The 26,346-nt window shown below is 73.1% G+C and carries 27 protein-coding genes and 1 pseudogene; 7 read left to right on the forward strand and 21 right to left on the reverse strand.

What is annotated here, in order from left to right; all coding sequences use genetic code 11:
• The first annotated feature begins 53 nt into the window (after positions 1-53).
• The gene (locus E1300_RS02735; protein WP_131755253.1) at positions 54-1,799 is read left to right on the forward strand and encodes an NAD-binding protein; all 1,746 of its coding nucleotides are present in this window, start codon (positions 54-56) and stop codon (positions 1,797-1,799) included.
• A 17-nt stretch (positions 1,800-1,816) separates the two neighbouring features.
• Here E1300_RS02735 and E1300_RS02740 read toward each other — a convergent pair whose 3' ends face one another.
• The 11 genes from E1300_RS02740 to E1300_RS02790 all read right to left on the reverse strand — a co-directional run bounded on the left by E1300_RS02740 (position 1,817) and on the right by E1300_RS02790 (position 13,996).
• On the reverse strand, positions 1,817-2,599 hold the full coding sequence (locus tag E1300_RS02740; protein WP_131755254.1) for a type III pantothenate kinase: 783 nt from the start codon (positions 2,597-2,599) through the stop codon (positions 1,817-1,819).
• Positions 2,600-2,613: 14 nt separating this feature from the next.
• A complete protein-coding gene (nadC, locus tag E1300_RS53680; RefSeq protein WP_131755255.1) occupies positions 2,614-3,471 on the reverse strand; it encodes a carboxylating nicotinate-nucleotide diphosphorylase in 858 nt (285 codons plus the stop codon).
• The gene (locus E1300_RS02750) at positions 3,468-5,102 is read right to left on the reverse strand and encodes an L-aspartate oxidase (RefSeq protein ID WP_131755256.1); all 1,635 of its coding nucleotides are present in this window, start codon (positions 5,100-5,102) and stop codon (positions 3,468-3,470) included. The genes nadC and E1300_RS02750 overlap by 4 nt, the downstream gene beginning before the upstream one ends.
• Positions 5,103-5,275: 173 nt before the next feature.
• Positions 5,276-5,692 (reverse strand): aspartate 1-decarboxylase, encoded by a 417-nt coding sequence (panD, locus tag E1300_RS02755; protein WP_131755257.1) that lies wholly within the window; start codon positions 5,690-5,692, stop codon positions 5,276-5,278.
• Positions 5,692-6,558, reverse strand: coding sequence for a pantoate--beta-alanine ligase (gene panC / locus E1300_RS02760; protein WP_131755258.1), 867 nt, complete (start codon positions 6,556-6,558; stop codon positions 5,692-5,694). Before panC ends, panD begins: the two co-directional genes overlap by 1 nt.
• 51 nt (positions 6,559-6,609) lie before the next feature.
• Positions 6,610-7,602: a Rossmann-like and DUF2520 domain-containing protein gene (locus E1300_RS02765; protein WP_242618906.1), complete on the reverse strand. Its 993-nt coding sequence runs from the start codon at positions 7,600-7,602 to the stop codon at positions 6,610-6,612.
• A gap of 500 nt (positions 7,603-8,102) precedes the next feature.
• Positions 8,103-10,601, reverse strand: coding sequence for an ABC transporter permease (locus E1300_RS02770; protein WP_131755259.1), 2,499 nt, complete (start codon positions 10,599-10,601; stop codon positions 8,103-8,105).
• Between the two features lie 4 nt (positions 10,602-10,605).
• Positions 10,606-11,376 carry an ABC transporter ATP-binding protein gene (locus tag E1300_RS02775; protein ID WP_242618907.1) on the reverse strand — a complete coding sequence of 257 codons (771 nt, stop codon included), beginning with the start codon at positions 11,374-11,376 and terminating at the stop codon, positions 10,606-10,608.
• 362 nt (positions 11,377-11,738) lie between these two features.
• The gene (locus E1300_RS02780) at positions 11,739-11,981 is read right to left on the reverse strand and encodes a chaplin family protein (RefSeq protein WP_165502649.1); all 243 of its coding nucleotides are present in this window, start codon (positions 11,979-11,981) and stop codon (positions 11,739-11,741) included.
• A gap of 159 nt (positions 11,982-12,140) precedes the next feature.
• On the reverse strand, positions 12,141-12,833 hold the full coding sequence (locus E1300_RS02785; protein WP_131755261.1) for a response regulator: 693 nt from the start codon (positions 12,831-12,833) through the stop codon (positions 12,141-12,143).
• Positions 12,830-13,996: a sensor histidine kinase gene (locus tag E1300_RS02790; RefSeq protein WP_131755262.1), complete on the reverse strand. Its 1,167-nt coding sequence runs from the start codon at positions 13,994-13,996 to the stop codon at positions 12,830-12,832. Before E1300_RS02790 ends, E1300_RS02785 begins: the two co-directional genes overlap by 4 nt.
• 135 nt (positions 13,997-14,131) lie before the next feature.
• Here E1300_RS02790 and E1300_RS02795 point away from each other — a divergent pair, with 135 nt between their 5' ends.
• A complete protein-coding gene (locus E1300_RS02795) occupies positions 14,132-15,184 on the forward strand; it encodes an SAM-dependent methyltransferase (RefSeq protein WP_306440638.1) in 1,053 nt (350 codons plus the stop codon).
• Here E1300_RS02795 and E1300_RS02800 read toward each other — a convergent pair whose 3' ends face one another.
• Together E1300_RS02800 and E1300_RS02805 are read right to left on the reverse strand one after the other, a co-directional pair.
• Positions 15,185-16,393, reverse strand: coding sequence for a cytochrome P450 (locus E1300_RS02800; protein WP_131755264.1), 1,209 nt, complete (start codon positions 16,391-16,393; stop codon positions 15,185-15,187). It lies immediately after the preceding gene.
• A complete protein-coding gene (locus tag E1300_RS02805) occupies positions 16,390-16,899 on the reverse strand; it encodes a MarR family transcriptional regulator (RefSeq protein WP_131755265.1) in 510 nt (169 codons plus the stop codon). The genes E1300_RS02800 and E1300_RS02805 overlap by 4 nt, the downstream gene beginning before the upstream one ends.
• Positions 16,900-17,144: 245 nt before the next feature.
• On the opposite strand from E1300_RS02805, the pseudogene E1300_RS53810 reads away from it, so the two are divergent.
• Together E1300_RS53810 and E1300_RS02815 are read left to right on the forward strand one after the other, a co-directional pair.
• Positions 17,145-17,309 (forward strand): annotated as a pseudogene (locus E1300_RS53810) (alpha/beta fold hydrolase); the annotation flags it as partial.
• A 160-nt stretch (positions 17,310-17,469) separates the two neighbouring features.
• On the forward strand, positions 17,470-17,835 hold the full coding sequence (locus tag E1300_RS02815; protein WP_131755266.1) for a hypothetical protein: 366 nt from the start codon (positions 17,470-17,472) through the stop codon (positions 17,833-17,835).
• Between the two features lie 39 nt (positions 17,836-17,874).
• Here E1300_RS02815 and E1300_RS02820 read toward each other — a convergent pair whose 3' ends face one another.
• Together E1300_RS02820 and E1300_RS02825 are read right to left on the reverse strand one after the other, a co-directional pair.
• Positions 17,875-19,191 (reverse strand): PH domain-containing protein, encoded by a 1,317-nt coding sequence (locus tag E1300_RS02820; RefSeq protein WP_242618908.1) that lies wholly within the window; start codon positions 19,189-19,191, stop codon positions 17,875-17,877.
• A 272-nt stretch (positions 19,192-19,463) separates the two neighbouring features.
• A complete protein-coding gene (locus tag E1300_RS02825) occupies positions 19,464-19,982 on the reverse strand; it encodes a PH domain-containing protein (RefSeq protein WP_242618909.1) in 519 nt (172 codons plus the stop codon).
• Between the two features lie 222 nt (positions 19,983-20,204).
• Here E1300_RS02825 and E1300_RS02830 point away from each other — a divergent pair, with 222 nt between their 5' ends.
• The 3 genes from E1300_RS02830 to E1300_RS02840 all read left to right on the forward strand — a co-directional run bounded on the left by E1300_RS02830 (position 20,205) and on the right by E1300_RS02840 (position 22,745).
• Complete coding sequence (locus E1300_RS02830) at positions 20,205-21,353, forward strand: NADH-quinone oxidoreductase subunit D (protein ID WP_131755269.1); 1,149 nt, start codon at positions 20,205-20,207, stop codon at positions 21,351-21,353.
• Between the two features lie 100 nt (positions 21,354-21,453).
• Entirely contained in the window at positions 21,454-21,663 is a 210-nt protein-coding gene (locus E1300_RS02835; RefSeq protein WP_131755270.1) for a hypothetical protein, read from the forward strand.
• Positions 21,664-21,767: 104 nt separating this feature from the next.
• Entirely contained in the window at positions 21,768-22,745 is a 978-nt protein-coding gene (locus tag E1300_RS02840; protein WP_131755271.1) for a hypothetical protein, read from the forward strand.
• 40 nt (positions 22,746-22,785) lie between these two features.
• On the opposite strand, the gene E1300_RS02845 is transcribed toward E1300_RS02840, so the two are convergent.
• The 6 genes from E1300_RS02845 to folE all read right to left on the reverse strand — a co-directional run bounded on the left by E1300_RS02845 (position 22,786) and on the right by folE (position 26,336).
• Positions 22,786-23,259 (reverse strand): DUF3180 domain-containing protein, encoded by a 474-nt coding sequence (locus E1300_RS02845; protein ID WP_131755272.1) that lies wholly within the window; start codon positions 23,257-23,259, stop codon positions 22,786-22,788.
• Complete coding sequence (gene folK / locus E1300_RS02850) at positions 23,256-23,843, reverse strand: 2-amino-4-hydroxy-6-hydroxymethyldihydropteridine diphosphokinase (protein WP_131755273.1); 588 nt, start codon at positions 23,841-23,843, stop codon at positions 23,256-23,258. Before folK ends, E1300_RS02845 begins: the two co-directional genes overlap by 4 nt.
• Positions 23,840-24,205, reverse strand: a complete 366-nt coding sequence (folB, locus tag E1300_RS02855) for a dihydroneopterin aldolase (RefSeq protein WP_131755274.1) — start codon at positions 24,203-24,205, stop codon at positions 23,840-23,842. Before folB ends, folK begins: the two co-directional genes overlap by 4 nt.
• The gene (locus E1300_RS02860; RefSeq protein WP_131755275.1) at positions 24,202-24,639 is read right to left on the reverse strand and encodes a nuclear transport factor 2 family protein; all 438 of its coding nucleotides are present in this window, start codon (positions 24,637-24,639) and stop codon (positions 24,202-24,204) included. Before E1300_RS02860 ends, folB begins: the two co-directional genes overlap by 4 nt.
• Positions 24,636-25,559 (reverse strand): dihydropteroate synthase, encoded by a 924-nt coding sequence (gene folP, locus E1300_RS02865; protein ID WP_165502650.1) that lies wholly within the window; start codon positions 25,557-25,559, stop codon positions 24,636-24,638. The genes E1300_RS02860 and folP overlap by 4 nt, the downstream gene beginning before the upstream one ends.
• Positions 25,560-25,724: 165 nt before the next feature.
• Positions 25,725-26,336 (reverse strand): GTP cyclohydrolase I FolE, encoded by a 612-nt coding sequence (gene folE / locus E1300_RS02870; RefSeq protein ID WP_131755276.1) that lies wholly within the window; start codon positions 26,334-26,336, stop codon positions 25,725-25,727.
• Positions 26,337-26,346 lie beyond the last annotated feature (10 nt).

Genomic DNA, 26,346 nt, shown 5'->3' on the forward strand with positions numbered 1-26,346 from the left:
GCGGCGTGCCGGACGGCGGCCCGGGGACGCGTCGCCTGCGTAGGGTTCCGGCCATGGTCGACGACGCGTACGAGAACTGGACGGGACACGTGATCGTCTGGGGCCTCCAAAGCCTCGGGCTCCGCATCGTCGAGCAGCTCAGAGAGGCCGGGGAGCGGGTCGTCGTCGTGGACGACGAGGACGATCCGCGGCTGCGGCACGTGGTGCGGGGATGGGGCGTTCCGCAGCTGAACGGCAAGGCCGTCCCGGCGGAGACCCTGTCCGAGGCGGGCGCGGCGGGCGCGCTGGCGGTCATCTGCGTCGAGCGCACGGACCTGCGGAACCTGGAGATCTCGCTGGTCGCCCGGGAGATGCGGGCGGACCTGCGGGTGGTCACCCACATCCGGAACGCGGCGGTCGGGCGGGCCCTCGCGGAGGACGCGGGTCCGGGGGCCGTCCTGGACGTGGCGGCCCTGTCGGCGCCGTCCGTCGCGGAAGCGTGCCTGGGCGGCGACATGCAGAGCCTGGTGCTCGGCGGCGTCCGGTTCGTCGTCGCCTCGACCCGGGCGGAGCGCGACGGCGCCCTACGGGACCTGTGCGGCGCCGGTACCGCGCCCCTGGCGGTCTCCTCGGGCGGTGAGGTGCGGCTCTGCCCGCCCCGGGACGAGCCTGTCCGGGAGGGGGACGGCATCACGGTGATGGGCGTCGAGGACGAACTCGTCGCCCAGGGCTTCGCCGTCGGCGGCCGGGACCCGGGCACGAGGCCGTCCTGGCGCGGCTCCCTCCTGGACAGGATCCGCTGGGTCGCGGACGAGGCCGGACCGGGCCTGCGCCGGGCCCTCGCCTCGATGGTGCTGCTCGTGGCGGCGTCCACGGTCGTCCTCTGGCACGGGTACGCCACCCCCGGCATGAGCCCGCTGGACGGCCTGTACTTCAGCATCGAGACGATCGCCACGGTCGGGTTCGGCGACTTCTCGTTCGCCGAGCAGCCGACCTGGCTGCGGATCTACGCGACCGGGCTGATGCTGCTCGGCGTGACGAACACGGCCGTCCTGCTCGCGTACCTGACGGACCTGCTGGTCAGCCGGCGGCTGGAGCGCTCCTCGGGGCGGCGCAGGGCGGCCCGGCTGTCCGGGCACATCGTGATCGCGGGGCTCGGCACGATCGGCGTCGCCACGATGGCGGCGCTGCGCTCGCACGGCCACGAGGTGGTGGTGATCGAGCGCGACGACGACAGCGCCTTCCTCGACCAGGCGCGGGCGCTCGACGTCCCGGTGATCTTCGGGGACGCGACCGTGCCCGCCACGCTGGCCGCCGCGGGGATCGCGCGCGCCGCCGCGGTCGCGGTGCTGACCAGCGACGACCTGGTCAACATCGAGACCGCGCTGGCGCTGCGCAACGAGCTCGGCGAGCGCTGGCACCGGGTGCCGGTCGTGCCGCGGATCTTCGACCGGACGCTCGCGCGGACGCTGGCGGACCGCTTCGGCTTCGACTCCGTCCGCTCGACGGCGGAGCTGGCCGCCCCGTGGTTCGTGGGCGCGGCGCTCGGGCTGGACGTCCTCGGCACGTTCACCGCCGAGGGGCGCCCGCTGATGGCCGGGCGGTTCACGGTCACGCCGGGCAGCGCCCTCCAGGGCACGGCGCTGCGGCGGCTGCCGGAGCGGATCCGGGTGCTGGCGCTGGCCCGGGACGGCGCGCGTCCGCGGCTGCCGGCGGGTGGCGACGACCACCTCGGTTCCGGTGACGGCGCCTACGTCATCGGCCCGCACGCCGAGCTCGTCCGCCTGCTGCGCCTCGCCCGCACCCCGGCGACCCCGTAACCGTCGAGGCGCGCGGGTCAGGGCGTGTTGCGCTCGTAGATCAGGCGAAGGCCGACGAGCGTGAGCCAGGGCTCGTACTCGTCGATGCAGCGGGACTCCTCCAGGACGAGCGGCGCCAGCCCGCCGGTCGCGATGATCGTCACCTCGCCGGGGTCGTCGGTGAGCTCCTCCGACATCCGCTCGACGATGCCGTCCACCTGCCCGGCGAAGCCGAAGATGATCCCGGACTGGAGCGCCTCGACGGTGTTCTTCGCGATCACGCTCCGCGGCCGGACCAGCTCGATCTTGTGGAGCTGGGCGCCGCGGGACGACAGCGCGTCGATCGAGATCTCGATGCCGGGCGCGATCGCGCCGCCCACGTACTCGCCCTTGGCGGAGACGGCGTCGAAGGTGGTGGCGGTGCCGAAGTCGACGACGATCGCGGGGCCGCCGTGCAGGTGCACGGCGGCCAGCGCGTTCACGATCCGGTCGGCGCCGACCTCCTTGGGGTTGTCCATCCGGACGGGCACCCCGGTCTTGACGCCGGGCTCCACGATCACGGCGGACACGTCGCCGTAGTAGCGGCGGCACATCTCCCGCATCTCGTGCAGGACGGACGGGACGGTGGAGCACAGCGCGATGCCGCTGATGTCGGTCTCCGCCAGCAGGGGACTCTGCTGGACGAGCCCCTGGAGGACCACGGCGATCTCGTCGGCGGTGCGCCGCGGATCGGTGTTGATCCTCCAGTGCTCGATCACCTCCTCGCCCTCGAACAGGCCGAGGACGGTATTGGTGTTACCGACGTCGATAGTGAGCAGCATCAGGTCCCCGCTGGTCAGGTGAAGTCAAGGCCGATGTCGAACACGCGCGCCGAGTGCGTCAGCGCGCCGACTGCAAGGTAGTCCACACCGGTCACGGCGACGTCTCGGGCCCTGTCCAGGGTAAGGCCCCCGCTCGCCTCCAGCTCCGCGCGGCCCGCGACGAGCCGCACCGCCTCGGCCATCTCGGTCTCGGTCATGTTGTCGAGCAGGATCGAGCCGGCCCCGGCGGCGAGCGCCTCCTCGACCTGGGCGAGCGTGTCGCACTCCACCTGGACGTGCAGGGACGGGTAGGCGGCGCGGACCGCCTCGTACGCCTTGGTCACCGACCCGGCGGCCGCGATGTGGTTGTCCTTGATCAGCGCCGCGTCGTGCAGGCCCATCCGGTGGTTGACGCCGCCGCCCCGGTGCACGGCGTACTTCTGGAGGACGCGGAGGCCGGGCAGCGTCTTGCGGGTGTCGCGGACCCGGGCCTTGGTGCCGGCCATCGCGTCCGTCCAGCGGCGCGCGGCCGTCGCGATCCCGGACAGGTGGGTGAGCAGGTTCAGGGCCGTCCGCTCGGCGCGCAGCACGGCCCGCGTCGGACCGGCGACCGAGATCAGGACCTGGCCCGCCGTGACGCGCTCCCCGTCCGCGACCTTCGGCTCGTACGCCACGCCGAGCAGCTCGAACACGACGCAGGCGACCGGGACGCCAGCCACGACCCCGTCCTCGCGGGCCGCGAAGTCTCCAGTGGCGGTGTCCCCCGGTGCGAAGATCGGCTCGCTGGTCACGTCCACCTCGCCGTCTTCGTCCAGCGCGGTGCGGACGAGTTTTTCCACAGCCTGTGGATCGAGCCCCGCGTCCCGTAGCGTCCGTTCCAGTTCCGGTGTCATGCGCGGTCCCCTTCCAAGGGTTCGTAGGTGGTCGTCAGGGCGTCGCCCTCCAGCCGGGTCACCAGGTGGCCGCGCCATTCGCCGTCCGAGCGCTCGGGGAAGTCCAGCCGCCAGTGGCTGCCCCGGGTCTCCTCGCGGCGGCGCGCGGCGGCGACGATGGCGGAGGCGACCGTGTGCAGGTTGGTGACCTCCCACGCCTCCACTCCCGGTGCCCCTGCGGGCTCCCCTGCCGCCAGCGCGGACAGCTCGCGGGCGGCGGCGTCCAGGCCCTCCGCGTCGCGCAGCACCCCGGCGCCGGCCGTCATGATCCGCTGGACGTCGGCGCGGCGGGCCGGGTCGAGCAGGCGTCCGCGCCCCTCGACGGTCTCGGACGGTCCGGGCACGTCCGCGAGGTCGTCCGCGAGGGCCGCCGCGATCCGTCCGGCGAAGACGAGGCCCTCCAGCAGCGAGTTCGACGCGAGCCGGTTGGCGCCGTGCACACCGGTGCAGGCGACCTCGCCGCACGCGTACAGGCCGGGGACGGACGTGCGGCCGTACAGGTCCGTCCGGACGCCGCCGCTGGCGTAATGCGCGGCCGGGACGACCGGAATCGGCTCCGTGACGGGGTCGATCCCGTGGTGCCGGCAGGCGGCCAGGATGGTCGGGAACCGCCTCTCCCACGTCGCGGCGCCGAGGTGCCGCCCGTCCAGCAGCATGTGGGACGCGCCGGTCTCGCGCATCCGGTTCGTGATCGCCTTGGCGACGACGTCGCGCGGGGCCAGCTCGGCGAGCTCGTGCCGGCCGAGCATGAACCGGACGCCGGCGGCGTCCACGAGGTGGGCGCCCTCGCCGCGCACCGCCTCGGAGATCAGCGGCTGCTGGCCGCGCGCGCCGTCGCCGAGCCACAGCACGGTCGGGTGAAACTGGACGAACTCCAGGTCGGCGACGGCCGCCCCGGCGCGCAGCGCGAGCGCGACGCCGTCGCCCGTGGACACCTCGGGATTGGTCGTGGCGGAGTACACCTGGCCGAGCCCGCCGGTGGCGAGGACGACGGCGCGGGCGCGGACGGCGCCGACGCCGCCGGGCTGCCCCTCCCCCATGACGTGCAGGGTGATGCCGGCGGCGCGTCCGGCGGCGTCCTTCAGCAGGTCGAGGACCAGGGCGTGCTCGATGACCTCGACGCCGGAGTCCTTGAGCTCGGCGAGGAGGGCCCGGCTGATCTCCGCGCCGGTGGCGTCGCCGCCCGCGTGCGCGATGCGGGGGCGGTGGTGGCCGCCCTCGCGGGTCAGCGCGATGCCGCCCGCGTCGGACCGGTCGAACGCCGCGCCGAGCCCGATGAGGTCGCGCACGGCGCCGGGCCCCTCGGTGACGAGCACCCGGACCGCGTCCTCGGCACAGATCCCGACGCCGGCGGTCAGCGTGTCGGCGAGATGGTCGGCGGGGCTGTCGTCGGGGGCGAGCGCGGCGGCGATCCCGCCCTGCGCCCAGCGGGTGGACCCGGCGTCCAGGAGCGCCTTGGTGACGAGCAGGACCCGGCCGTGCGGGCGGCAGCGCAGCGCCGCGACCAGGCCGGCGATGCCCGATCCGATGACGACGACGTCGGTGTCGGCGGTCCAGCCGGGGGCGGGGGCCGCGAGAGTGGAAGGGATCATGAGCCCTCCTCGGGGTTCGATTATCGTCATTGTGACATTAATCCCCGGGCGGATCACGACCCACCCCCGAGTTTCGGACATAAGTCACATCTGACGAACGCCCGGCGGCGGACAAGAAAACGACCGCACACCCCCCGGAGGAGGCATGCGGCCGTGGGCCGAACCGGATCGGATCAGCCGTGGACGAGGTCTCCGCGGACGCCGTCGCCGCCGGGCACCGGCTCCGCCGGGTCGGACCCCAGCGAGATGATCCTGTTGGACCGGTCGACGTGCACGACCGTCGGCTGGAACTCGCGCGCCTCGGCCTCGCTGAGCTGCGCGTAGCTGATGATGATCACCAGGTCGCCGGGCTGCACGAGGCGGGCCGCGGCGCCGTTGATGCCGACCACGCCGGAGCCGCGCTCGCCCGCGATCAGGTACGTCTCCAGGCGGGCGCCGTTGTCGATGTCCACGATGTGCACCTGCTCGCCGGGCAGCAGGTCGGCGGCGTCCATCAGGTCCTGGTCCAGCGTCAGCGACCCCACGTAGTGCAGGTCGGCCTGGGTCACCGTGGCACGGTGGATCTTCGACTTGAACATCGTCCGGAACATCAGTGCTCCTTCGGGGTACCGAACTGGAGGGGCAGGTTGTCGATCAGGTGCGTGGCGCCGACCCGGCCCGCCACCGCGAGCACGGCCGGACCCTCGTACGGGCCCGGGATCTCGGTGAACGTCCCGGGATCCACCAGGACGAGGTAGTCCAGGTGGAGCGGCGGCTCGGCCGACGCCGCCTTGTCGAGGACCGCGCGGGCCGCGTCCACGACCGCGTCCGGCCCGCCCGCGACGGCGTCCGCGCCCGCGCGGAGGGCCCGCGACAGGGCCAGCGCGGTGCCGCGCTCGTCCGCCGACAGGTAGCGGTTGCGGCTGGACAGCGCCAGGCCGTCCGCCTCCCGGACGGTCGGGGCGCCGACGATCTCCACCGGCACGTTCAGGTCGGCCACCATCCGGCGGATCATCGCGAGCTGCTGCGCGTCCTTCTCCCCGAAGACCGCGAGGTCAGGGCGCACGAGAAGGAACAACTTCAGGACGACCGTGAGCATTCCATCGAAATGCCCGGGACGGGTCGCCCCCTCCACCCGCTCGCCCATCGGCCCGGACTTCACCGTGACCTGCGGTTCCTCTGGGTACATCACCTCGCGGCCCGGCGCGAACACGATGTCGACGCCTTCGGCCGCGCACGCCTCGACGTCCTCGGCGAACGTCCGCGGATAGCGGTCGAAGTCCTCGCCCGGCCCGAACTGCAGCGGGTTGACGAAGACGCTCACCACGACCGTGTCCGCTCTCCGCCGCGCCTCACGGATCAGGGACCGGTGGCCCTCGTGGAGCGCCCCCATGGTCGGGACGAGCGCCAGCGTGCCGCGCACCCCGGCGCGGGCGGCGGCGAGCTCCGCACGGGTCTCGGCGATGACGGGCGTCACTGCGCACTCCTCGGGTCGCGCACGGGATCTCCCTCGCTCATCGGGTCCGCCCTAGTCGGCCAGGGCTTCGAGGAGCCGCTCGGCGTCCTCGGGCTTGAGCAGGCCGGCGCCGAGGGCCCGGTCGGCGGTGAGGCGGGCCAGCGCCACGTAGGCGCGGCGGCTCTCCGGCGACACCTTGGCCAGCTCGGCGACGTGCCCGGCGACCGTCCCCGCGTCGCCGCGGGCGACCGGGCCGGTGAGCCCGTCGAGGCCGAGCCGCAGCGCGTTGTCGAGGGCGGCGCCGAGCAGCGGCCCGAGCATCCGGCCCGGCTCGGCGACGCCCGCCTCGCGCAGCAGCCCCATCGACTCGACGACCAGCGTGACCAGGTGGTTCGCGCCCCCGGCGAGGGCCGCGTGGTAGAGCGGGCGGCGCTCCTCGGGGATCGCGACGGGCTCGCCGCCCATCTCCAGCACGAGCGCCTCGGCGACCGGCCGCAGCGGCTCGGGCGCGGTGACGCCGAACGAGATGCCGGTGAGCCGGTTCACGTCGTCCGAGCGGCCCGTGAAGGTCATGACCGGGTGCAGGGCCAGCGGAAGCGCCCCCGCCCGCGTCAGCGGGTCCAGGACGGCCGTCCCGTACCGGCCGCTCGTGTGCGCCACCAGCTTGCCCGTCACCGGGACGCCGGCGCCGACGAGCCCGGCGGCGAGCTCCGGCAGCGCGTCGTCCGGGACGGTCAGCAGGACGAGGTCCGCGGCCGCGACGACGTCCTGCGGGGCCGCGACGCTCGTGCCGGGCAGGCGCTCCGCCACCCGGACGCGCGACCGCTCGGAGACGGCCGCGGCCGCGACGACGCGGTGGCCGGCGCGGGACAGCGCCGCGCCGAGGGCCGTGCCGACGCGGCCCGCGCCGACGACGCCGACCGAGAGCCGGGCGGGCCGGTCCTCCGGGCGCTCGCCCGCAGCGCCGTACCCGTCTCCGGGCCCGTCTCCGGGCGCGGCGGGACCAGGCGTGCCGTGTGGGTCCATCTTCTCGTTCCAGTCCTCAGGTAGGTACCGGACGTGCACGCCCAGCGTACCCGCGGGCCACGGGCGAGACATCCGGCGGGGCGCGGAACAGTATGCGCGCCACGGAACACCATCACATACCGGTGACGCCGCGCCTACCTCACGTCACTGGAGCCTCGGTCGGGTCGCCACAGTTCGGCGGCAACGGACGGCGACCGCTTGCGGCACGCCGGGAGAGCCGCGTAATCGTGAAAGCGTGACGGTGCCGTCACCCGAAGTGAGAGGAGCCGCCGGCGCGCTCCGGGCCCTCCGGGCGCTCCGGGCGCTCCGGCGCCGGACGGCCTGAGACGCCCGCGGGCCCGGCCCGCCGGCGGGGAACGGACCCACCCCGCCGGCCTTGGAGGGGCCGCACCCCGGACGGGTCTCCGCCCCACCGCGCCCGTCGTCCCGGCGGTGGGGCGGAACCGTCCCCGAGCCGCGCCACGGAGGCGCGCGGCGCGATCGCTCGTGCGCCACGGACACGCGGTGCGATCTGTCGTGCGCCACGGGCGCGCGGCGGGTCAGTCGTGTGCCAGGGACTCCACGATCGACGCGCGGGCCGCGCGGCGGGCGGGCATCACGGCGGCGACCGTGCCCGCGGCGCCGGCGAGGACCACGAAGCCGGCGACCTGGAGGTAGGGCAGGGCGAACACCGAGTCGCGCGCCATCGCGTTCGTCGCGGCCCAGCCGAACACCACCCCGAGCGCGACCCCGGTGGCCGCGCCGATCACGGCCATCACCAGCGCCTCCACCGACAGCATCCGGCGGAGCTGGCGCCTGGTGAGCCCGAGGGCCCGCAGCAGCGCCGACTCGCGGGTGCGCTCCACGACCGACAGCGTCAGCGTGTTCGCGATGCCGAACAGCGCGATGACGATCGCCAGCCCGAGCAGCCCACCGAAGATCATCAACATCATGTCGATCGCCTTGCTCAGCGACTCCTCGTACTCGGCGCTGGAGGTGACCTTGGCGGCCGGATACGGCCGGGCCGCGTCGTCGACCAGCGACCGGGCGGTGCTCGCGGGCACGCCGTCCCGCGCCTTGACGAAGATCGCGGACGGGTCGCGGACGGCGAAGTACCGGTCGAAGTCGGCCTCGGGCACCAGGAAGCCGCCGAGCTGCGTGCCGGACGCGTAGACCGCGGCGATCCGCACCGGCACCGTCCCGTGCGCCGTCTCCATCCGGACGGTCTGCCCGTACCCGAGGCGGGAGTCCTGGGCCATCTCCTCGTCCACCATCGCGGTGCCGGAGGTGAACGCGGCCTGCGAGCCCCGCACGAACTTCGGTTTGACGGCGCCGCCGAGCGCCGACGCGGTCACCGTCCTGACCATCCGGTCGTCGCCGCCGACCGGGGCCTCCTTCTCGCGCAGCTCGATCACCGCGGCGATCTGCGGCCGCTCGCGCAGCGCCGTGGCCAGCGCGTGCGGCAGCCGGGCGTCCTTCCGGCCGAACTGCGGCTGCACCTGGAACTGGAACGGGAACTGCGCGTCCAGCCGCGCGGCGGAGGTCTCCTTCCCGCTGGCGCCGACCACCGAGAACAGGCTCATCAGGCCGACGCCGACGGTCAGCGCGATCGTCGTGGTGGCGGTGCGGCGCGGCGCGCGCTGCGCGTTCGCCACCGCGAGCCGCGCCGGCACGCCCCCGAGCAGGACCGGGACGGCGCCCGCGACCCGTCCCAGCGGGCGGATCAGCGCGGGCATCACCGCGATCACCGCGACGAAGAACACCGCGCCGGCGGCCGCCACGATGTACATCGCGGCCTGGCCCTTGGCCATGACGACCGAGCCGAGCACGCCGAGCGCCAGCCCCCCGCCGCCGAGCAGCACCGCGAGGACCGCCCGCAGCCGGCCGAGGCGGAACCGGCCGCTGCCCGGTTCGAGATCGCTGCGCAGCGCCGCGACGGGCGCGACCCGCGTGGCGGCGCGGGCGGGCAGCAGCGCGGACAGGACGGTCACCGCGACGCCCACCGCCAGGCCGACCGCGACCGTCCGGCCGGTGAGCGCGATGCCCTCCACCCGGACCTGCGGGCTCAGGCCCCCGACCAGGCCGAGGGCGCCCGCGCCGAGCCCGAGCCCGGCGGCCAGCCCGAGCAGCGAGCCGACCAGCCCGACGACCGCGGACTCCAGCACGACGCCGCCGAACACCTGGCGGCGGGTCGCGCCGACGCAGCGCAGCAGCGCCATCTCGCGCATGCGCTGCGCGATCAGGATCGAGAAGGTGTTGTAGATGACGAGGGCGGAGACGAGCACCGCCACCATCCCGAAGATCAGCAGCCCGGTCCGGATGACGGTCGTGTCGGCGCCCGCGGCGGCGGCCAGCTTCGCCGCCAGCTCGTCACCGGTGTAGGTCCGGTAGGACGCGCCGGCGGCCGCGGCGACGGCGCCCTCGCTCCCCCCGGCGATGTCGAGCTCCTTGTAGCCCTTCTCGCCCGTCATCGCCATCGCGGTCGCCGGGTCGAAGCCGACGGCGCCGCGGAAGGCCGCGTCCGGGTCGATGCCGAAGTCGACGAGCCCGACCACGGTGAAGCGGTGCGGACGGTTCGCCCGGTCCAGGACCGTCACCGCGTCACCGACCCCGTACCCCTCCCGCTCGGCGGTGTGGGTGTCGAGGACGGCCTCGGAGGCGCCCTTCGGCGTCCGTCCCTTGTCCACGTCGTAGCGAAGGAGCCGTCCGGAGGGAACCGACATCCCGACGGTGGGGAGGTCCCCCACCGCCTTGCCGTCCTTGCCGACCAGGGCGGCGTCCCCCTGCACCCTCCCCTGCACCTCCGTCACGCCGGGCAGGGCGGCGACCCGCTTCAGGACGCCCTCCGGTATGACGGTGTCGGAGTCGTTCCCCCTCGGCAGGACGGCCACATCGACCTTGTCGGCCGACCGCGCGAAGGTCTTCGCGACCCCCTTGTCCATCGAGTCGGTCAGCACGAACGTCCCGGCGATGAACCCCACGCCGAGGGTGATCGCCAGGCCCGTCAGCAGCAGCCGCAGTTTGTGGGCCCGCAGGCCCGCCAGCGTCGTCCCCAGCATCGGCTCAGGCCCCCAGGCTCTTCAGCCGGTCGAGCACGGCGTCCGGCGTCGGGCCGACGATCTCGCTCGTGATCGACCCGTCGCGCAGGAACACCACCCGGTCGGCGTAGGACGCGGCGACCGGGTCATGGGTCACCATCACGATCGTCCGGCCCATCTCGCGGACGGACGCCCGCAGGAAGCCGAGCACCTCCGCGCCGGACCGCGAGTCTAGGTTGCCGGTCGGCTCGTCCGCGAAGATGACGTCGGGCCGGGCGACGAGGGCGCGCGCGCACGCCACCCGCTGCTGCTGCCCGCCCGACAGCTCGTTCGGCCGGTGCTTCAGCCGGTCGCGGAGCCCCACCACGTCGACGACCTGGTCGAACCACGACCGGTCCACCTTGCGGCCGGCGAGGTCCAGGGGCAGCAGGATGTTCTGCTCGGCGGTCAGCGTCGGCAGCAGGTTGAACGCCTGGAACACGAAGCCGACCCGGTCGCGGCGCAGCATCGTCAGCTGCCGGTCGCCCATCGCGGTGATCTCGGCGTCACCCAGCACGATCCGGCCGCCGCTGACCGTGTCGAGCCCCGCCAGGCAGTGCATCAGCGTGGACTTCCCGGACCCGGACGGCCCCATGATCGCGGTGAAGGCGCCGCGGGCGAACGCGACGCCGACCCCGCGCAGCGCGTGCACGGCGGCGTCGCCCGACCCGTACACCTTCGACACCCCCTCGGCCACGACGGCCGGGACGGCGGAGGCGGGCGCCCCTCCGGGCGGGCTGGTGAACGTGCTGGTCACGGGGACTCCTTCGGGGACGTGGACGACGTGCTCCACGCTAGGAATCCGCGGCCCCGCCGCCATCGCCCCCGCGGCTGCGCCTGCGTCAGACTTCGGGCCAGGCCGTCCGGCCGCGTACGACCTGAGTCGTACGGACCCGTCAGTCCTCCCGCCGACCCGGGCGGCGGACGCGACACGTGCGCCCACCCGGCAGGCGCCGAGCGGGCCCGAACGCGGAAAGCGGGGCCGGAGTGCAGGAGGCGGGCCGGAACGCGGAAAGCGGGGCCAGAACGCAGAAAGCGCCGGAGGCCCGCGGGGAGCCTCCGGCGCCGCAGCGCTACGCCGCTACTGGGCGACGGCGTGCCTGGACGGCACGCGCGTCATCAGCGGATCGACTGGGCGGCGGCGGCACCGCCGCCCTGGCAGCCGGCGCCGGTCTGGCCCACCACCGCCACGGCGTTGCCGCAGACGCTGAGCGGCACCGAGGCGGGGGCGACGGCCTGGTTGCCCGAGAGCACCCCGGCGGCACCGCTGGTGCCGATGTCGGCGTTCGCGGGGGCGGCGGACAGGATCGCACCGGTGACGGCAAAGCCGAGGATGCCGGTGGCGGCGAGCTTCTTGATCACGAGAATCCTCCCGTACGTCGGGCTCTGGGAGCCCGCACTGACATTGCCGACGCCTTCCGAAAGGATGACGTCGCGTACGGTAGTTACTCAGCTACTTTCCGGTAGGAGGATCGGAAACGCCAGACGAAGGCAAAAAGACATCACGGAGCAATCAAGCTGTTACTTGAAGTGACCACTTTGACCACTTTTGATCAAGCCCGTCTCGTAGGCGAAGACGACGGCCTGCACCCGGTCGCGCAGCCCGAGCTTCATCAGGATCCGCCCCATGTGCGTCTTCACCGTCGCCTCCGACACGTACAGCCGCTCGGCGATCTCCGCGTTCGACATGCCCCGCGCCACGAGCATGAGCACCTCGCGCTCGCGCTCGGTCAGGGTCTCCAGCGCGCCGCCCGACGGGTCCCCGCCGTCCGGGAGGTGCACCGCGAACCGGTCCAGCAGCCGCTTCGTCGTGCTCGGCGCCACCACCGCGTCCCCCGAGTGCACCGCCTTGATCGCCTCGATGAGCTGCGCCGGCCCGGCGTCCTTCAGCAGGAACCCGCCCGCGCCCGCCTTGATCGCCGCGAACGCGTACTCGTCCAGGTCGAACGTGGTCAGGATGATCACCTTCGGGCCGGACCCCGCCGCCACCCGCCGCGTCGCCTCGATGCCGTCCATCCGCGGCATCCGCACGTCCATCAGGACGACGTCGGCCCGCACGGTCCGCAGCAGCTCCAGCGCCTGGACGCCGTCCGGCGCCTCGCCCACCACCTCGATGTCGGGCTGGGCGTCCAGCACCATCGTGAACCCGGCCCGCACGAGCTCCTGATCGTCCACCAGGACGACCCGGATGGGCCCGCTCCGCTCCTCGCTCATGCAGCTTCTTCCCTCGTCGGAATGCTGGCGACCACCTCGAAGCCGCCGCCCGGCCGCGGCGCGGCGCGGACGCTGCCGCCGTACATGGCGGCACGCTCGCGCATCCCCACCAGGCCGTGGCCTCGCCCGTCGCCGGGCACCGCGGCACCGCGGCCGTCATCGACGACGCGGACCTCGACCACATCCCCCCGGTAGCGCAGGCACACGTCCGCCGCGGCCTTCGGACCTGCGTGCCTGAGCGTATTGGTGAGCGCCTCCTGGACGATCCGGAAGACCGCGAGCTGCCGTCCCTCCGACATCGCCGCGGGCGTCCCGTCCACCGCGAACTCCACCGGCAGCCCGGACGTGCGGACCTGCGTGACGAGGTCCTCCAGCTGCGAGACACCGGGCTGGGGCGCGTACGCTCCGGCGTCGTCGTTCTCGCGCAGCACGCCGAGCAGGCGCCGCATCTCCGCCAGCGCGAGCCGTCCGGTCGAGGAGATCGCCTCCAGCGCCTGCCTGGCCCGGCCCACATCGCTGTCGATGGCGTAGGACGCGCCGTCGGCCTGCACCACGATCACGCTCACGTTGTGGGCGATGACGTCGTGCAGCTCCCGGGCGATGCGGGCGCGCTCGGCGGCCATCGCCATCCGCACCTCGGTGTCGCGCTCGCGTTCGAGCCGCGCGGCCCTCTCCTCCACCGACCGCAGGTACGCCCGGCGCGTCCGCATGTGCAGGCCGAGGATCCACGTGCCCGCGACCACCGCCGTCATCGTGACGAACGTCGTCCTCATGTCGTCGCCCCCCTCCGGATACCGGAGGGCCATCAGCAGGGCCCCGAGCTCGCCCACCGCGAGCGCCCCGAGCCCCCAGCGGAGCGTGCAGCCTGCGGCCACCGTGTAGACGCAGGTGAGGACGCCGATATTGCCAGGCAGAGGGATGATGCCGATGGCGCACTGCACGGCCGAGACGAGTCCGACCACCGTCAAAACCGTCCGCGGGTACGTCCTACGCCATATGAGAGGCACCACCAGGAGAATCGTGAAAATCGCCAGCTTCTCGCGGCCGACCTGAGGGTCGCCGTAGAGCATCCCCGGAAGGGAGACGAGCAGCAGAGGGGCCGCGAAGAACGCGTCCACCAGCGGCTTCTTGCCGCGCATCCACTCCCACCACCTGCCCACCATGGGGACAGGGTATGTACGCGCCGCCCGCACCCGGATCGGCCGCAGGTCGGAGCCGGGTCCGCCGCAGGGATGGTCCTGCGCGGCACCCTGCCGGGACGTCCGCCGCGGCACGTCCGGCGCGGTAACGTCGCCAGTGTGACGGCGTTGGCGACCGAGTGGCTGACATGGCGCACCGCGATGGAGCGGGCGTTGTACGGGGAGGGCGGGTTCTACCGGCGCGGTGAGCGTCCAGCCGAGCACTTCCGCACCTCGGTGCACGCCTCGCCGCGCTTCGCGGCCGCGATCGCCCGGCTGCTCGTGGACGTCGACGCCGCGCTCGGCCGCCCCGACCGCCTCGACCTGGTCGACGTGGGCGCCGGATCCGGCCGGCTGCTGGCCAACGTGCTCGCCTCCGTCCCGCCCGGCCTGGCCGGACGGCTCGCGCCGACCGCGGTCGAGATCGCGTCCCGCCCGCCCGACGTGCCCGCCCGGATCGCCTGGCGGCCCGACCTGCCCGAGGAGATCACCGGGCTCGCGGTGGCGAACGAGTGGCTCGACAACGTCCCGCTCGACGTGGTCGAACGCACCCCGGACGGGCTCCGCACCGTCCTCGTCGACCCGGCCAGCGGCACCGAGCGCAGCGGCTCCGAGCCGTCTGCCGAGGACCTCGACTGGCTGGAGCGGTGGTGGCCGCTCGGCGAGCCCGGCGACCGCGCCGAGATCGGCCGTCCGCGCTGCGCGGCGTGGGCCTCGGTCGTCCGGCGGATCCGGCGGGGCCTCGCGGTCGCCGTGGACTACTCCCACTCCCGCGACTCCCGGCCCGTGTACGGGACGCTGACCGGATACCGCGACGGCGCGACGGTCCCCGCCGTCCCGGACGGGTCGTGCGACGTCACGGCGCACGTCGCCCTCGACGCCTGCGCGATCGCGGGGGAACGCGTAGGCGCCACGGCCGGTGTCCTGACGACCCAGCGCGCCGCCCTCCGCGCGCTCGGCCTGTCCGGGGCCCGTCCCCCGATCGAGATGGCCCGCGCCGACCCGCGCGGCTACCTGGCCGCGCTGTGCCACGCGGGCGAGGACGCGGAGCTCACCGACCCGTCCGGGCTGGGCGGTTTCGGGTGGCTCGCCCAGTCGGTCGGCATTCCCCTGCCCGCCTCGCTGCCCGCCGGGAGCGCGCCCACCGGAGTCCCGTCCACCGCGGACCGTTGATCAGCATTCGACCTGGAGGGACTCCAGGCCCCGCAGGACGTATCCGGGCTTCCACTTCGGCTCCGCGGCGAGGCGCAGGCGCGGGGCCGCGCTGAGGAGCGCGCTGTAGGACTCTGCCAGTTCGATGCGGGCGAGCGGGGCGCCCAGGCAGTAATGGATGCCCAGCCCGAACGTGATGTGCGGATTGGGGTCGCGTGCGAGATCGAGGCGGTCCGGGTCCGCGAAGACCTCCGGGTCACGGTTGGCGGAGGCGAACTGGAGGGCGACCTCGGCGCCGCGCGGGATGTCGACTCCGGCGACCGTGATGTCCTCCAGCACCCAGCGCTCGAACATGGGGGCCGGAGTGTCGTAGCGGAGCAATTCCTCAACCGCCGTAGGGACGAGCGAGAGGTCGCCTCTCAGCCGCTCAAGTTCGCCGGGATTGCGGAAGAGCGACCACCATCCGTTGCCTGTCGCGTTGACCGTGGCCTCATGGCCCGCGTTGAGGAGCAGGACGCAGGTGCCGATGAGTTCATCCTCAGTGAGTCGGTCTCCTTCGTCCACAACCTGTGTAAGAGCGGTGATGAGGTCGTCCCGGGGCTCGTCGCGGCGGGTCCGGGCCAGAGCGCGCAGGTAGTCGGAGAACTCGACGGCGGCGCGGACGGCCGTCCGCTGCGCCTCCTCGGGCGGGTTCAGCTCGTACATCCCGCAGATGTCGGCGGACCAGGGACGGAGCAGGGACCGGTCCTCCGCGGGGACGCCGAGCATCTCGGCGATCACGTTGACCGGGAGCGGCTCGGCCACCTCCGCGAGGAGGTCGCCGCCGCCCTTGGCCGCCAGCGCCCCGGCCAGGTCCCCGGCGAGGCGCCGGATCATCGGCCGCAGCCCCTCCACCATCCGCGCGGTGAACGCCTTCGACACGAGCCTGCGCAGGCGGGTGTGCGTGGGCGGCTCGACGTCGAGCATCCCGGCGCGGATGAGGTCCCAGAATGGCTTGAGGAACTCCGCCTCCGGCCGCTGCCCGAACTCCTCGTGCCCGGCGACGTGCAGGTAGGTACGTCCGAGCCGCCGGTCGCGCAGCAACGCGTTCACGTCCTCGTACCGGCTGATCACCCACTGGGAGGTGGGCTCGTGGAAGAAGACCGGACGCTCCGCCCGGAGCTCCTCGAACGCCGGATAGGGGTCCGCCACGAAGGCCGGCGACCACGGGTCGTACGACAGATCGCTCATATCCCGACAATAGGCGCGCCCTGGTCATCGTGCAGGCGGGCGACCGAGCGCGGTGCGAGGTGGCGCGCCAGGACGCCCAGCGCGGCAGTGACCTCGGCGACGACCTCGGCGGTGACGGCCCCGTCGGCGCCATGCTCGGCGTCCCGCTCGGCGTTGAGCGCGGCGGCCAGGGCGGCGTCGATGCTCGTCGAGCGAACCTCGGCCACCCGCTCGGACACCGTGTCGGCCACGCGCACCAGGGAGCGGCGGCGGTCGGCCGGATCGGGCGCGGTCACGACCGACCCCGTCTCCCTGAGCCGCGCGACGGCGGTCGAGACCTGGCTCTGCGGCAGGCCGGTCCGCTCGGCGATCTCACCGACCGCGCTGTCCGGATGGTCGACGATGTCGCTCAGCACGACGAGCACGGCGCGGGTTCCGCCCCGCGGCCCGCCGCGCGGGGCCGGCATGACCTCCTCACCGATCTTCATCAGCGTGCGGCCCAGCAGGAAGAGCTCCACTCCGTTCATGCCCACCAACTTACATCTTTCTAGATGCATCTTTATTAATACATCTAATTAGATGCTTTACGGTGGGAGCGAGATCACCGGCAACCAGGAGGAACATCGTGAAGACCGGCCTGCACCCCGTCCCCGGCGCCGAGCTGTACTACGAGATCCGAGGCGACGCCCCGCTGCTGGTCATCGGGCAGAGCGGAGACGGCGACGCGAGCCGCACCGTGGACCTCGTCGACCGGCTGGCCTCGCACTACACCGTGCTCACTTACGACCGGCGGGGCCTGTCCCGGACGAAGGTCGTAGACCCGGCCGCGCCCGTCTCGCCCGAGACCCACGCCGAGGACGTCCATCACCTTCTCGCCGATTTCACCGATGAGCCCGCGCTCATGCTCGGATGCAGCCTCGGAGCCCTCTTCGGCCTCCATCTGGCCGCCGCGCATCCCGGCCAGGTCTCGATCCTCATCGCCCACGACCCCGCCACGCCCGGACTGCTGTCCCCGGACGACCGCGCCCGCATCGACGGCACGCTCGCGGCCATCGAGGACGCCCACCGCGACGGGGGCTGGCGCGCCGCCATGCCCCATGGTGGCCGCCGCCACCGGCCTCGACCCGTCCGACCTGAGGTCCGAGCCCGGCATCACGCTCCAGGCCATGAGTCCGGAGCGGGCCGCGAACATGGACTACTTCCTGTCCAACGACATCCCCCAGTGCCGCCGGAGCGCCCTCGGCGCTGCGGAGGTCAAGGCCGCCGCGGAGTACACGCGCGTCATCGCCGCCGTCGGGCGCGACTCCAAGGAAGCCTGGAACCACCAGTGCGCCGTGGAACTGTCCACAGTCCTGGGGACGCCCATCGAGGAGTTCCCAGGCGGCCACAACGGCAACACGGCCTTCCCCACGGGATTCGCGGAACGCGTCCACGAGCTGTTCCTCGCCGCGACGTCCAGGTGATGTCGCCGGGACGGGCGGAGTGGATGCCGTCCCGGTCGGTCAGCGAGCGGCCCAGTGGGTCGGATCGCCACCGGCTCGGCGCGCGGCCTGAGCACGGCGCGCGGTGGACTCGACGATCGCGCGCGCCTCACCCAGGTCCCGGTCGCTGGCCGCGACCTGCACCGGCCCTGGCGGCGCGTCCACATGGACGGTCGCGAGGCCAAGGAGTCTCTGCAAGGGGTTCGCCGTGAGACGCACGCTTTGCGCGCGCGCGTGGGCGATCACGTCCGTGCGTCGGCAAGGCCAGCCGTGGCGGGAGACGAACACCACGTCGTCGGTTCCGGCTCCGTCCGCGCGGTCCACCGACACCGCCTTGGACGATGCCGGAAGCAGGGGCACGGCGTCGATGTGGGTTCCGGGGAACACCTGCGAGACGAGATGCAGGGCGACGTGGCGGGGAGCCACCGGAAGCAGTGTCGAGGAGAGCGCCTGCCGCTCGCCCGCGTATCCGGCGACGGTGACCTCGACCCGCGCCCAGCCGATGGCCTTCCAGATCATCGGCTCGACGATGCTGACCGCCTGGACGCGCCCCGGCGGGAGGGTCTGCATCCGCGTCTCCAGCAGCCCGTACCGCAGCCGGATGCCGTCCGGGGACGTCGCGACCGTGAAGTTGGCGTACATCACCATGGGCGCGATGACGGCGCGGATCAGCCCGAGCAGGACGGGGACGGCGACCGCGAGCATCCCGCCCTCGGCGTACATCACGAGGAAGACGAGCGACGCGAAGAACAGCAACGCCGCCCCCAGGACGGGCAGCCGCAGCACCAGGGAACCGAGGAGCGCGCCGAAGGGGACGCGCCACAGGTGCCGTTCCGGTGCCTCGGGAGTGTGGCCGGGCAGTCCGGCGGCGCGCGCGAGGAGTTCGGCCCGCAGTTGCTGGGCCGAGCGCCGTCCGAGGTAGCGCAGCGCGATCTCGCTCTGCTCGCCGCCGGCGAGTTCCACCCGCACCTCGGCGAGCGCGAACACGCGCGTGACCAGCGGACGGACCAGGTCGATGGCCTGGACGCGGGAGATCGGGATGCTGCGCCTGCGCTTGCGGAGCAGGCCGGTCTCCACGACCAGGTCGTCGCCGTCGATGCGGAAGCGGAGCGCGAGCCAGGCCCACAGGCCGGATCCGACCGCGATCGCCGTCATGGGCACGGTCACCAGGAGGAACCGGACGGCGACTTCCGCGCTGAGCTCCAGCCTGACGCCGTCGTCGGTCTGGGTCAGCAGCAGCGGGAAGCCGAGCAGGACGAAGTAGACGATGAGGAACACGAACGCGCGGAGCGGGGCGGTCGCCCAGTGCAGCCTGTGGGTGCCTTCGGAGAAGCGCACGGGAGGAGGCGGGGGCCTGTATCCGGGTGGCGCGCCGTAGGGCGGCTGGGGAGCACCCGGATGCGGACCGTAAGGCGGTCCTGGGAGCGGGCCAGGCTGACCGTAGGGAGGGCGGGGAGACCCGTAAGGCGGCCCAGGACGGCCCTGCGGCCCGTAAGGACCTGGCCTCTGCGGCCCATACGGCCCTGGAGAAGGCCCGGGCATACCTGGAGGAGGCCCAGGCGGGCCGTAGTACGGGCCTTGGCCGCCCGGCGGCGGGCCGTAGGGGCCGGTCACAGGCCCATGCTCCGCTCCTCGCCCTTCTGGGCGAGGCGGTCGCGCAGATGGGCCGCCTCGGCGGCGGGCAGCCCGGGGATGGTCGCGTCGGTGGCCGCCGCGGCGGTGTGCATGCGGACGGTGGCGATGCCCATCCACCGCTCCAGCAGCCCCGCCGTCACGTCCACGAACTGCATCCGCCCGTACGGCACGACGATGAGGCGCTTGACGAACACGCCGTGCATGACGATGAGGTCCTCCGCGCGCTCGGCGTAGCCGAGGGAGCGGCGGTCCAGCTCGGCGACGGTGCCGGCGAGGACCACGCCGAGGACGACGGCGACGATCCACATCGCCGCGGCGACCGGGCCGCCTCCGTTCCGCCACACGATGAACTCGCCCACGGCACCGACCGGGACCGCCCAGAGCGCGGCCGCGAGCAGGCGGTGCCAGGTGTGACGCTTGGAGTTGGGGCTCCAGCGCAGCCCGTTGCCGGGAGCGAACGCCTGGTCCGCCCGGTAGACGGGCGGAGCGGCCACCGCTCCGCCGACGGCCTGCGGGGGATTCTCCGGCGCCTGACCAGGGAGCCGCCCCGCCTGGCCCGGGCCGGGCGGGTACGCCGCACCCGGTCGCCCTGGGTGCGGAACGGGCTCATATGGCGGTTCGCCGTGACTCGCGTTCATTGCCCCCTAGTCAACCGGATAACGTGTGCCGCTCGCCATGGGACTATGAACCGTGATCGGACCGGCGGAGACGCGACCATGACCACCGAGCGCATCGTGGGGATCGGGACGGGCGCCAAGGAGCTCGCCACCGAGGACATGACGCTGAACATCGGGCCGCAGCACCCGTCCACGCACGGCGTGCTGCGGCTCCGCCTGACGCTGGACGGCGAGCGCATCTCGGCCGCCGAGCCCATCGTCGGCTACATGCACCGCGGCGCGGAGAAGCTGTTCGAGGTCCGCGACTTCCGGCAGATCATCGTGCTGGCGAACCGGCACGACTGGCTGTCGGCGTTCTCCAGCGAGCTCGGCGTCGTCCTCGCGGTGGAGCGGATGCTCGGCATGGAGGTCCCGGCGCGCGCGGTCTGGACGAGGACGCTGCTCGCGGAGCTCAACCGGGTCCTCAACCACCTCATGTTCCTCGGGTCGTACCCGCTGGAGGTGGGCGCGATCACCCCGATCTTCTACGCGTTCCGCGAGCGCGAGGTCCTCCAGCGCGTAATGGAGGAGCTTTCCGGTGGCCGGATGCACTACATGTTCAACCGGGTCGGCGGCCTGAAAGAGGAGCTGCCCGCGGGGTGGACGGCGCGCGCGCGGAAGGCGGTCTCGGACGTCCGGTCCCGGATGGGCGACATCGACGACCTCATCATGGGCAACGAGATCTTCCGCGCGCGCACACGCGGCGTGGGTGTGCTGACGGAGGAGCAGATCCTCCAGTACGGGGTGTCCGGGCCTATCGCACGGGCGTCCGGAGTCGACTTCGACCTGCGCCGAGACGAGCCGTACCTGGCCTACGGCGACTTGGACGTGCGCGTGGTCACCCGTTCGGAGGGCGACTGCCTCGCCCGCTTCGAGTGCCTGCTGGACCAGGTGCACGCGTCCCTGGACCTGGCCGACGCCTGCCTGGATCGGCTCGCCGAGCTGCCGCCCGGGCCGATCAACCAGCGGTTGCCGAAGGTCCTGAAGGTCCCCGAGGGCCACACCTACGCTTGGACGGAGAACCCGCTCGGCATCAACGGCTACTACCTGGTGTCGCGGGGCGAGAAGACGCCCTGGCGGTTGAAGCTGCGCTCCGCCTCGTACAACAACGTCCAGGTCCTGGCCGAGCTGCTGCCCGGGAACCTGGTCGCCGACATGATCGCGATCCTGGGCTCGATGTTCTTCGTGGTCGGCGACATCGACAAGTGACCGTCCGCCACTCCCGGACGGTTCGGACACATCCGGGGTATTCGGGCGAACCGCCCGGGGCTGCGCCACGTCTGACCAGGAAGACGTGAGGAGAGCGCAGATGGGCGAGAACACACCGGCGGCCATCGCCGAACCGTGGACGGACTGGGAACGGCCGAACGGCGGCGGGCTCCCGAAGCCCCCGAAGCGTCCTCTCGGCCGGATCATCGTGCCCCTGGCCGTGCTGGGGGCACTCGTCGTCCTCGGCGCCACGTTCCTGCTCCTCGTGAGCGGCCCCGCGGGAGCCGCGGGCATGTGCGGCGGCGGATGACCTCCGTCTCCGGGCCCGTCGGAACGCCGGTGAACGGTCTGGTCGAGGCGCCCGAAGCGGCGCACGGAGCGCGTCCGGAAGGAGCCGGGGAGGGCCCTGTCCGCGTGTTCAGGACGCTCCGGCTCACATGGCTCCTGGGGACGACCCTTCTGTCGGCGGGCGCGTTCGCCGGGGCCATCATGCTCGCTCCAGACGGCACAGACTCGCCGGGGCGGGCGCTCGGAACGCTGCTGTTCCTCGGATCGTCCGTCCATGTGGCGGCCACGGCCTGGTTCTTCACCCTGCCGGAGATCCGCGCCCACGCGCGCGCCCACCGCGGCCGCTACGTGTTCGCTCCGGCCGGGCTCATCGCGGGGACGGCCTTGGCCGCGGTCCTCGTCCCCTACGAGCAGCTCCGGTGGGCGCTCCTCGCCTACTTCGCCTGGCAGTTCTTCCACTTCCAGAAGCAGAACGTCGGGATGGCCGCGCTCGCCGGGGTCGCGCAGGGCAGCGGCTCCGTTCAGCCCTTGGAGCGGGCCGGCATCATGCTCGCCGGAGCAGGCGGGATCGCGGGGCTCCTCGTCCACCCGGACCTCCTGCAACTGGGCGTCGAGCCGCCCTGGCGGGAACTGTTCCCGGTGACGTTCGCCGTGTTCGCGGCCGGTGTCGCCGTCGGCCTGTACGCGTTGGCGCGGCGCACTGCACGGCCCCCAGCGTTCACCGCCGTCTACCTGATCTCACTGCTCTTCTTCGCGCCGGTCTTCGCGTTCGAGTCGCCGTACGCGGCGGTCGCCGGACTCACGATCGCGCACGGCTACCAGTACCTGCTCATCGTGGGCCTCGTGGCGGGCGCACCCCGGCGCGGCCGCTCCGGTCTCACCGGCCTGGCGGTCATGGCGGCGATCGCGCTGGCCGGCGGCGTCGCGATCGACCAGGCGTCCCACCTGCACGGCTCACCGCTCCCCTGGGAGCGCGCCCTGTACGGGGCCTACCTCGGCGCCGTGATGACCCACTTCGTCGTCGACGCGGGCCTGTGGCGCCTCCGCGACGAGTTCCCGCGCCGGTTCCTCACCGCGAGCGTCCCCTACCTGCTCAAGCCCTGACGAGCGGGCAGGGGCGCACGGTCAGCACGGGCGCGCGCGGTCAGGCGCGCGAGGCGCCGCGGTCCCGCTCCTGCTCGTCGGGGTCCTTCGGCACGCGGCACGCGTACTCCAGGAAGAAGGCCGCCCCCACGAGGACGGCGGCCGCCAGGAAGGTCCCCCCGCTGACGAAGAAGTCGTCGCGCGGGGTGGGCTTGTCCAGCGAGTCCGCGAGGCTGACCGCGAACCCGGCGAACACCCCCGCGATGACGGCGGCGGCGTGCGCGCTGGCCTTGCCGAGCGCGGCCATGCGGGCGACGACGAGGGGCTCCACCGGACGGGTGTTCGGCTTGCGGCGGATGCGGCGCAGCACGTTCACGCCGGTGAAGCCCTCGCCGAGCGCCAGCAGCAGCAGCGTCGGCACGGCCGTCCACGGCAGGGGCGGGAGCGAGAGGTAGGCCGAGCGCAGCACCGCCCACGTGATCAGTCCGACGACGACCACGAGGGCGATGAGGAACAGCGGGCGGGAAGGTCTCATACAGGCTGCTGGAGCGTCAGGTCGGTACGGCGGCGGACGGCCGACGGGCCCCCCTCCGCCACCTTCGCCTCGGCCAGGTCGCCGACGCGCCCGTGCCCGGGGAGCAGCACGTCCGGCTCGATGTCGGCCCAGGGGACGAGCACGAACGCCCGCTCGTGCGCGCGGGGGTGCGGCAGCGTCAGGTCGGGGTCGTCGGAGGTGATGTCGCCGAACACCACGATGTCGATGTCCAGGGTGCGGGGGCCCCAGCGGACCTCGCGGACGCGGCGCATCGAGTTCTCGATGTTCAGCACGCGTTCGAGGAGGTTCTCCGGTGGCAGCCGGGTGTCGGCGACGAGGATGATGTTCAGGTAGTCGCCCTGCTCCGGGATCGTCTCCCCGGGGGGCGCGTAGGGGGCGGTCTCGTAGACCGGGGAGAACGCCACGAACTCCAGGCCGGGCGCGTCGAACAGCGCGTCCACCGCCTCCTGGAGGTTCTCCATGCGGTCACCGAGGTTGCTCCCGAGCGAGAAGACCACGCGGTGCTGGACCAGCATGTGGCCGCCGGTGGCGGTGCGGTCGGGCATGCGGTCGGACGCTGTCATGGGCGACTCCTCCTGATCTTCACGGCGACGTCCGTGAAGGGATGCGGCACCGGGGCGCTCGGCTTGTGGACGGTGATCTCGACCTCCGACACCGCCGGATCTTCCAGACATTCGATCGCCAACCGGTCGGCGAGCGTTTCGATCAGGTTGACGGGCTCCCCCTCGACGACGGCGACCAGGCGGCCGGCGAGCGATCCGTAGTCGACGGTACGGGAGAGGTCGTCCCCCGCGGCGGCCGGGCGCGTGTCGAGGCCGAGGACGGCGTCCACCACGAACTCCTGCCCGAGCTCGCGCTCGGCGGGCAGGCAGCCGTGCCGCCCCCGGGCCCGCAGGCCGCGCAGTTCGATCCGGTCGAGACTCATTCTTCCTCTGCATCCGCGCCGTTGAGCACTGGCGAGCCGTGGTGGAGCAGGAGCCGCCACTCCCCGTCGGCCCGTACGAACACGTTGGTGGCCACGATGCTTCCCCCGGCGAGGAACCCGGCCTCGGTCTCCTCGTCGGCGGTCAGCACGTTCTCCTTGCACGTGACCACAGCATGATCGCCGTAAACATCGCTTTCGACGTCGGTCAGAACAAATTGGATGTACGACGTATTGGCCATGATGAGGGCCCAGGAGCGGAGCACCTCGTCACGGCCCCGCAGCATCGTCCACCCGGGGTGCACGCACGAGACGCCCGCCGCGTACGGGCCGTCCGCCCACACCGCGGACATCCGGTCGAAGTCGCCGGCCTCGAAGGCCGCGTAGAACTCCGCGTGCGCCTCGTCGAGGTCGGCACGGTTCACGGCACGGGTCATCGGCCATCGCTCCCGGCATCGGCGCGACCGTCCGCCGCTGCGTTCTCATCGGCGGGTCGGTGCGCCGGACGGGCGGCGCGGAACGCGGCGGCCACCCGTACGGCGTCGACGTTGGCCCGGACGCGGTGCACGCGCACGCACCACGCCCCCTCGGCCGCCGCGAGGGCCGTGGTGGCCACGGTCGCGTCGTCGCACTCGGCGAACGGGCGGCGGGTCCCGTCGGGCTCCGCGAGGAGGCTGGTGAGGAAGCTCTTACGGGACGCCCCCACGAGGACCGGATATCCGGTGGACGTCAACGCGTCCAGGTGGGCGAGCAGGGCCCAGTTGTGGCCCGCCTTGGGGCTCTTCGCGAAACCCAGTCCCGGATCCAGGACGATCAGGGACGGGTCGACCCCCTCGTCCAGCACCGCACTGACACGGTGCAGGAGCTCCTCGCGCACTTCACGGACGACGTCGGCGTACACGGCCCGGGTCTGCATGTCATGGCTGTGGCCGCGCCAGTGCATCACCACATACGGCACCCGGGCCGCGGCGACGACCCGAGGCATGTCGGGATCGGCCAAGCCCCCGCTCACATCGTTCACGAGCCGCGCCCCCGCGGCCACGGCGGCCTCGGCGACCTCCGCGCGCATGGTGTCGACGCTGACCGGGACGTCCTCCGCCGAGAGCGCCTCGATCACCGGCACGACCCGGCGGAGCTCCTCCTCAAGCGAGACGCGCTGGGCGCCAGGACGGGTCGATTCGCCGCCCACGTCGACGATGTCGGCGCCCTCGGCGACGAGGTCGAGCCCGTGCCTGATCGCTTTCTCCTGGTCGAACCAGGCTCCACCATCGGAGAAGGAGTCCGGGGTGACGTTGACCACGCCCATGACGAGGCAGCGCCCCGGCTCGGGGAGCCCCGGAACAACGGCACTGGTCATGCCGCAACCCTATGCCTTGGTCCGCCGATGCCGGAGAGCGGCCCGGCCGCCCGGACCCGCCCGCGGCGCCGGGAAGGCGGCGGTCGCCGGATGACGCTGAAAGGGCCTCAGCGCGACGCTGAGGCCCTTTCAGGTGCCTTCGGGAACCGGGGACAGGGTCCGGGTTCAGGAGCGGCCGAGGATCAGGCTCATCGCCTCGGCCCGGGTCTCCGCATGATCGCGGAAGTCGCCGCGCACCGCCGACGTGACCGTCTTGGCGCCCGGCTTCCGGACGCCGCGCATCGTCATGCACAGGTGCTCCGCCTCGATCACGACGATCGCGCCCCGCGGCTCCAGCACGCTCATCAGCGCGTCCGCCACCTGGCTCGTCAGCCGCTCCTGCACCTGCGGCCGGCGGGCGTACACGTCCACCAGCCGGGCCAGCTTCGACAGCCCGGTGATCTGCCCCTTCTTGTTGGGCGTGTAGCCCACGTGCGCGACCCCGTGGAACGGCACCAGGTGGTGCTCGCACACGCTGTACACCTCAATGTCCTTCACCAGGACCATTTCCTCATGGTCGGCGTCGAACACCGTGGTCAGCGCGTCCTCGGGACGCTGGCGCAGGCCCGCGAACTGCTCCGCGTACGCCCGCGCCACCCGGGCCGGGGTGGCGCGGAGCCCGTCGCGATCGGGGTCCTCCCCGATCGCGAACAGGATCTCGCGGACGGCCTTCTCGATGCGCGCGTGGTCGAACCCCGGAGGGTCCTCCCGCATCGGCTCCTCGTCGTCGTACGGCATCGCCAAGGCG

The organism is Actinomadura fibrosa (assembly GCF_900659615.1).
In the GTDB taxonomy this organism is placed as follows: Bacteria; Actinomycetota; Actinomycetes; order Streptosporangiales; family Streptosporangiaceae; genus Spirillospora; species Spirillospora fibrosa.